General features: G+C 37.6%; 8 protein-coding genes and 1 riboswitch. All 8 genes read left to right on the top strand.

Features of this window, described 5'->3' with window-relative positions; all coding sequences use genetic code 11:
- Positions 1–219 precede the first annotated feature (219 nt).
- A complete protein-coding gene (locus tag RQ907_RS07010; RefSeq protein ID WP_311492665.1) occupies positions 220–486 on the top strand; it encodes an HPr family phosphocarrier protein in 267 nt (88 codons plus the stop codon).
- Positions 487–615: 129 nt separating this feature from the next.
- On the top strand, positions 616–1,347 hold the full coding sequence (gene sufC / locus RQ907_RS07005) for a Fe-S cluster assembly ATPase SufC (RefSeq protein WP_311492664.1): 732 nt from the start codon (positions 616–618) through the stop codon (positions 1,345–1,347).
- A gap of 1 nt (position 1,348) precedes the next feature.
- Positions 1,349–2,761: a Fe-S cluster assembly protein SufB gene (gene sufB, locus RQ907_RS07000; RefSeq protein ID WP_311492663.1), complete on the top strand. Its 1,413-nt coding sequence runs from the start codon at positions 1,349–1,351 to the stop codon at positions 2,759–2,761.
- A complete protein-coding gene (locus RQ907_RS06995; protein ID WP_311492662.1) occupies positions 2,761–3,804 on the top strand; it encodes a SufD family Fe-S cluster assembly protein in 1,044 nt (347 codons plus the stop codon). The genes sufB and RQ907_RS06995 overlap by 1 nt, the downstream gene beginning before the upstream one ends.
- Before the next feature lies 1 nt (position 3,805).
- Entirely contained in the window at positions 3,806–5,026 is a 1,221-nt protein-coding gene (locus RQ907_RS06990; protein ID WP_311492661.1) for a cysteine desulfurase, read from the top strand.
- Positions 5,026–5,457, top strand: coding sequence for a Fe-S cluster assembly sulfur transfer protein SufU (gene sufU / locus RQ907_RS06985; RefSeq protein ID WP_276887309.1), 432 nt, complete (start codon positions 5,026–5,028; stop codon positions 5,455–5,457). Before RQ907_RS06990 ends, sufU begins: the two co-directional genes overlap by 1 nt.
- A complete protein-coding gene (locus tag RQ907_RS06980) occupies positions 5,444–5,626 on the top strand; it encodes a hypothetical protein (RefSeq protein ID WP_311492660.1) in 183 nt (60 codons plus the stop codon). The genes sufU and RQ907_RS06980 overlap by 14 nt, the downstream gene beginning before the upstream one ends.
- A 65-nt stretch (positions 5,627–5,691) precedes the next feature.
- Positions 5,692–5,786: riboswitch (TPP riboswitch) on the top strand.
- A gap of 136 nt (positions 5,787–5,922) precedes the next feature.
- The gene (gene thiS / locus RQ907_RS06975; RefSeq protein WP_311492659.1) at positions 5,923–6,120 is read left to right on the top strand and encodes a sulfur carrier protein ThiS; all 198 of its coding nucleotides are present in this window, start codon (positions 5,923–5,925) and stop codon (positions 6,118–6,120) included.
- Positions 6,121–6,202: the final 82 nt, after the last annotated feature.

Genomic DNA, 6,202 nt, shown 5'->3' with positions numbered 1-6,202 from the left:
TAAAAAAATCTTTCACAGAATTATTTTAAAAAAACATTCCACCCATGCCATTACCGCAGGTGGAAAAGAAAATATTATAAATAAAAATAAAAAAATATACATTAATAAATAGCTAATAATAAATATCCTGGATATTTAAAGCAAAAAAATCGTTTGCAAATTTTTCAAATGATAGTAATATCTATTATAGGATGATAAATATTTGACAAAGGAGGCCCTATGTACGAACAAAAAGTAACACTTTCTAATGAAATTGGTTTGCATGCTAGACCAGCATCAATATTCATAAGACAAGCCGTTCAGTTTCCTTGTGATATAACTGTCGAGAAAGCTGGAAGGAGTTATAATGCTAAGTCTATCATGTCAGTTCTGAGCATGAGTGCTTCTAAAGGCGATGAGATAGTTATAAGAGCAGATGGCGATGAGGAAGAAAAAGCTGTCAGAAGTCTTATCGATTTAGTTGAAAATAAATTGAATGAATTTTAACTATTATTAACGGGCTTCGGCTCGTTTTTTTAATTTTTTACGGTATGTTGATTAATGCTAGTATATTGATAATTCATAGTAAAAAGGTATGATTTAAAAGAACGAAAAATAGATAAAAAGAGGTAAATTATGAGCGATTTATTAAAAATAGAAAATCTTCATGTTTCGGCTGGGGATAAGGATATACTAAAGGGAATAAATTTGACAGTTGGTAAGGGTGAAGTCCATGTAGTTATGGGTGCCAATGGTTCAGGCAAATCAACTCTTATGAATTCTATTATGGCAAATCCTGTTTACACAGTGAAGGAAGGAAAGATTTTCTTTGAAGGTGAGGATATCACAGATCTTAGCGTTGATAAGAGGGCTAGACTTGGTATTTTCATGTCCTTCCAACACCCAGATGAGATTCCAGGCGTAAAGCTTGCTGATTTTCTAAGAATTTCTGAAGAGCAAGTCACTGGTGAAAAACCAAAAATTTTGGCCTTTAACAAAAAGCTAACCAAGCAAATGGAAGATTTAAAATTAGATTCTTCCTATGCTAATAGGTATGTAAACGTTGGTTTTTCTGGTGGTGAGAGAAAGAAATCGGAAATCCTACAGATGCAAATGCTTAATCCAAAACTTGCCCTTCTTGACGAGACAGATTCAGGTCTTGACGTAGATGCGGTAAGGATTGTTTCAGAAGGAATTGAAAACTTCTTAGATGGGGAAAAATCAGTTATTATCATCACCCACCACAGGGAAATTTTAGCAAATATCAAGGCTGATTATGTTCACATCCTAAAAGACGGTGTCATCCAAGAAACTGGTGACGATAGCCTAATGGATAAGATTGAGGCCGAAGGCTACGAATGGGTGTAATATGAAAGAGATTAATATTGAAGAACAATTAAAGGACATAGATCGTGGTTACTATGATTTCTTTAATGAATTTATATATTCAGATATTACAGAAAAGGGCTTAAATGCTGATATTGTAAATGAGATATCCGATAAGAAAAACGAACCAGAATGGATGAGAAAGAGGAGACTTAAGTCTCTAGAAATTTTTGAGAAAACTCCTAATCCATCATGGGGTCCGGATCTTTCAGAACTTAATATGGCAGATATCACAACCTATGTAAAACCACCTACAGATAAGAAATCTACTTGGGAAGCCCTTCCATCAGATATAAAAGATACCTTTGACAGGCTTGGTATTCCTCAAGCTGAGCAAGAATCTCTAGCTGGTGTTGGTGCTCAATACGATAGTGAGGAAGTTTACCACTCTATCCAAAAGCACTTATCAGACCAGGGTGTAATTTTCATTGACTTTTCAACAGCAGTTAGGGAATACGAAGACCTAGTTAAAAAATATTTCCAAAAGGCTATTCCACCAACATTACACAAGTATGCAGCCCTACACGGCGCTGTTTGGTCAGGTGGGTCTTTAATTTACGTGCCAGAAGGAGTTAAGGTTGATATCCCGCTCCAATCTTATTACAGGCTAAATGCACCAGGTGCTGGCCAATTTGAGCACACTATGATTATAGCTGAGGATAATTCCATAGTTCACTTTATCGAAGGTTGTTCAGCTCCAAGATACAATGTTGTAAACCTCCACGCAGGTTCTGTAGAAATCTTTGTCGGTAAAAACGCTGAAGTTAGATTTTCTACCATTGAAAACTGGTCTAGAAATATGTACAACCTAAATACTAAGCGTGCCATCATCCAAGAAGGCGGCAAGATGATTTGGGTATCAGGTTCCTTTGGCTCAAAAGTTTCTATGCTTTATCCAACATCAATCCTCGCTGGAGAAGGTGCGAGAGCAGAATATACAGGTATTACCTTTGCAGGTGACGGTCAATATATAGACAACGGTTGCTCTATGATCCACCTTGCCCCAAATACTTTCTCAACAGCCCTAACCAAGTCAATTACAGCTGGCAATGGCAAGTCCATGACCCGTTCTTTAGTTGCTATGAGGAAAAATTCTCAAGGGTCAAAATCAACTGTTGACTGTGAAAACCTCATGATTTCAGAGGAAAGTCAATCAGATACCATCCCAGTTTTAGACATCAGAAATGATGATGTAGACTGTGGTCACGAAGCAAAGATAGGTTCAATTGACCAAGGCCAGGTATTTTACCTAATGAGCAGGGGTATTCCAGAAGAAGAAGCCAAATCAATGATTGTAAGAGGTTTCGCAGAGCCAATTTCTAAGCTCTTACCTTTGGAATATGCAGTTGAAATGAATAATTTGATTGATATGGAATTGGAAGGAGCAAACGGCTGATGACAAAGATAAATGAAATGAGGGCCCCAACTTGGGCCTACCTAGGTCTTAACAACGCTGATTATGACCGAGTTGAAATTAAAAGCCAGCCTTTTTATGGAAAAACTCTTGGAGAGGGCCTAAGTCAAGTAGAGAAAGCTTTTGAAGGCGAAACTTACGGACTTTCCAAAGAAATAAATAAAGAAAACAAAGACTTTAGAAACCACTTCTTAAGTTTTGATATTGATGAAAACAGGCAAACAGAATTTATAAACCTAGAGATGAACGATGAGAATAATATCCTTGTGTCAAATGTTGAGATAAACGCAAGGGCTAATACTTCCTCTTCATTTTTGGTAAGTTTTTCAGACCTTGCTGAGGGTAAGGTTTTTGTAAATTCTCAAATCCTAGTTAACTTAGAAAATGGTTCTAAGGTTAAACTTGTGGTGGTAGTTGATCTTAAAAACGAATCTACTAACCTAAACTCAATCGCAACTAGACTTGGCGATAGGGCAGACCTTGATGTGACTTATATTGAAATCGGGGCTACCAAATCCATGGTTAATATCAGAAATATCCTTAGGGGCGAAGAAGCTAAGGTAGTTGAAAATGGAGTTTACTTCAAATCTAAAGAGGAATACCTTGACCTTTTGACTGTAAATGAGCATTATGGCATAAACACAGATTCAAATACCTTGTTTAATGGCGCTTTAAAAGATAAGGCAGTTAAGAACTTTAAGGGAATTGTTGACCTAAGACGTGGCTGTACCAAGGCTGATGGCAAGATTGGTGATTATTCAATGATGCTTTCAGATGAGGTTGTAAATAAGTCTGCCCCAGTACTTTTAAACGAAGAAAGAGAAGTAAGAGGAAAGCACGCAGCAAGCGTAGGTAGGATGAACAGGGAAATGCTATTTTATATCATGAGCCGTGGTTTTAGCAAAAGACAAGCTGAATCTATGATGCTTGAGGCAAATTTTGCCCCAGCCCTTGATAGGATAGAAGACGAAGATCTTCGCAAAAAAATTGCAGACGAAGTTCACGAGCTAAATTCAAGGTTCTAATATGAATGTAGAAGAAATTAGAAAAGACTTTCCCTATCTTGATGGTAAGAAGGTTGGCAAGGACGTAATCTACCTAGATACAGCTGCCACCAGCCAAAAGCCAAGACAGGTGATAGAAGCAGTTGACACCTATTATAGGTATAAAAATGCCAACCCTCACAGAGGTGCCCATTATCTTTCTTGGGTAGCAACAGAAGCCTATGAAAATGGTAGGGAAGCAATTAGAAAATTTATAAATGCCAAAACCAGAAATGAAATTGTCTACACCAAGACTGCAACAGAGGCTATGAACCTCCTTGCTTATTCTTATGGACTTGATAATTTAAAGGCTGGCGATGAGGTTTTAATTACCATATTAGAACACCACGCCAACCTAGTTCCTTGGCAGATGGTGGCAAAGGCGACAGGCGCTAAGCTTGTTTTTGCCTACCTTAAGGATGATCATTCACTTGACTATGAGGATTTAAAGGCAAAGATTAATGAAAAAACAAAGATAGTTTCAGTTACCGGTGCGTCAAATGTGACTGGTGAAATTATTGATGTCAAAAAAATAATAGGCTGGGCAAAAGAAGTAAATGCCACAACTATCGTAGACGCGGCCCAACTTGTAGCTCACAAAAAGATTGACGTTAGGGACTTAGATTGTGATTTTCTTGTATTTTCTGGCCATAAGATTTATTCTCCAATGGGAATTGGAGTTCTTTATGGAAAATATGACCTTCTTGATAAGATGAAACCTTTTAACTTAGGCGGAGATATGATAGAATATGTCTATGAAGATTATTCAACCTTTGCCAAACCACCTCTAAAATTTGAGGCAGGAACACCAAATGTTGGTGGGGTTATAGGTCTCATAGAAGCTATAAAATACGTGGAAAAAATCGGCATGGAAAATATCCACGCCCACGAGATGGAATTAACTCACTATGCCTACGACTTAATCAAGGACATAGAAAATATTAAAATTGTCCATCCAACAAGCTGTGAAGAAGGGGCTCTTATAGCCTTTGCCTTCGAAGATATCCACCCACACGATATAGCCTCTATCCTAGATTCTAAAAATGTTGCTGTAAGGAGTGGCCACCACTGCGCCATGCCTTTACACACCTATCTTGGAATCTCATCTACAGCCAGGGCATCTTTTGCTATATACAACACAAAAGAAGAGGTTGAAATCTTTGCAAAAAGCTTAAGAGAAGTAAGAAAGGTGATGGGACTATAATGGATATGCAAGAAATTTACAGTCAGATTATCCTAGATCATTCAAGAAACCAAGCAAACAAGCATGACCTAGAAGACCCTGACATCAAGGAAGACGGCCACAATCCATCTTGTGGCGATGAAATAGTTTTGCAATTAAAACTAGATGGAGATAAGATTGTGGACGCAGCCTTCACAGGTGATGGTTGTGCCATTAGCCAAGCTGCAACATCTGTAATGTGTGATATGCTTGTAGGAAAAACTATGGCAGAAGCTGACAGAATGGCAGATATCTACCAAAGGATGATCAAAAGAGAAGATGTGACAGACGAAGAACTTGAAGAACTCGAAGATGCTGTAGCCTTCAAGAATATTCAAAATATGCCACAAAGGGTAAACTGTGCCCTACTTTCTTGGAACACCCTAAGGGCAGTTATTGATGAGAAAAAATAGTTTAGACCAACTTGAATTTTACACATCTTGTGCAAGTGCAGGCCTGGTTTGCCTCCTAGCCTTCCTCCAATTTAGGAAGGGTGGGGATGTTTGGTGGCTAATCCTAATTGCTGCCATCTTAATGACTGCCAACGCCTATGTGAAATACAAAAAAATAAAGAATTTATAAGCAATTTCAATATTTGAAATATTAGTTAAAAATAAAATTGAAATTATTTGGAATTGCCTTATAATATTAGTAGCTAGGGGTGCAATTTGCTGAGAGATATACATCAACCCTTTAAACTTGTTAGGTTAAAACCTGCGTAAGAAAGCTGAGAATTAGAGTTTAAAGGCCCCTAGAGGGGTCTTTTTTAATGCAAAAAGACTTGGAAAAATTAAAAAAATGAGAGTCATGGCACTAAAGGGGCATACCACCTCGGGTATGGTTGTCCTTTTTGTGCCTTTTTTTGAGGGGGTGAATGAGTGATTAAGATAAATGACAAGGAGGTTTCCTTCGTTGAGGGAGAAAATCTCAGGGATTTTTTAATAAGAAATAATTACGACCCGGATTTTTTGGCCTGTGAAGTTGACTGCCACCTGGTTAAAAAAGTGGATTTTGATAAATTTATCTTGGAAGATGGGGCAAAAGTAGAAGTCTTTTCCTTTGTTGGTGGGGGTTGATATGAGAGATGAGATTTTAAAAAGACAGGACCCAGAAATTAATGAAATACTCAAAAAAGCAAGTGTTTCAATCTTAGGTTGT

The sequence above is a fragment of the uncultured Anaerococcus sp. genome (assembly GCF_963510575.1).
In the GTDB taxonomy this organism is placed as follows: domain Bacteria; phylum Bacillota; class Clostridia; order Tissierellales; family Peptoniphilaceae; genus Anaerococcus.
This window is presented reverse-complemented; position numbering and strand designations above follow the sequence as displayed.

What these genes read in the sequence shown, in the direction of transcription:
- RQ907_RS07010 (WP_311492665.1), top strand. Translation starts at nt 220, where the DNA reads ATGTACGAACAAAAAGTAACACTTTCTAATGAAATTGGTTTGCATGCT.
- sufC (WP_311492664.1), top strand. Translation starts at nt 616, where the DNA reads ATGAGCGATTTATTAAAAATAGAAAATCTTCATGTTTCGGCTGGGGAT.
- sufB (WP_311492663.1), top strand. Translation starts at nt 1,349, where the DNA reads ATGAAAGAGATTAATATTGAAGAACAATTAAAGGACATAGATCGTGGT.
- RQ907_RS06995 (WP_311492662.1), top strand. Translation starts at nt 2,761, where the DNA reads ATGACAAAGATAAATGAAATGAGGGCCCCAACTTGGGCCTACCTAGGT.
- RQ907_RS06990 (WP_311492661.1), top strand. Translation starts at nt 3,806, where the DNA reads ATGAATGTAGAAGAAATTAGAAAAGACTTTCCCTATCTTGATGGTAAG.
- sufU (WP_276887309.1), top strand. Translation starts at nt 5,026, where the DNA reads ATGGATATGCAAGAAATTTACAGTCAGATTATCCTAGATCATTCAAGA.
- RQ907_RS06980 (WP_311492660.1), top strand. Translation starts at nt 5,444, where the DNA reads ATGAGAAAAAATAGTTTAGACCAACTTGAATTTTACACATCTTGTGCA.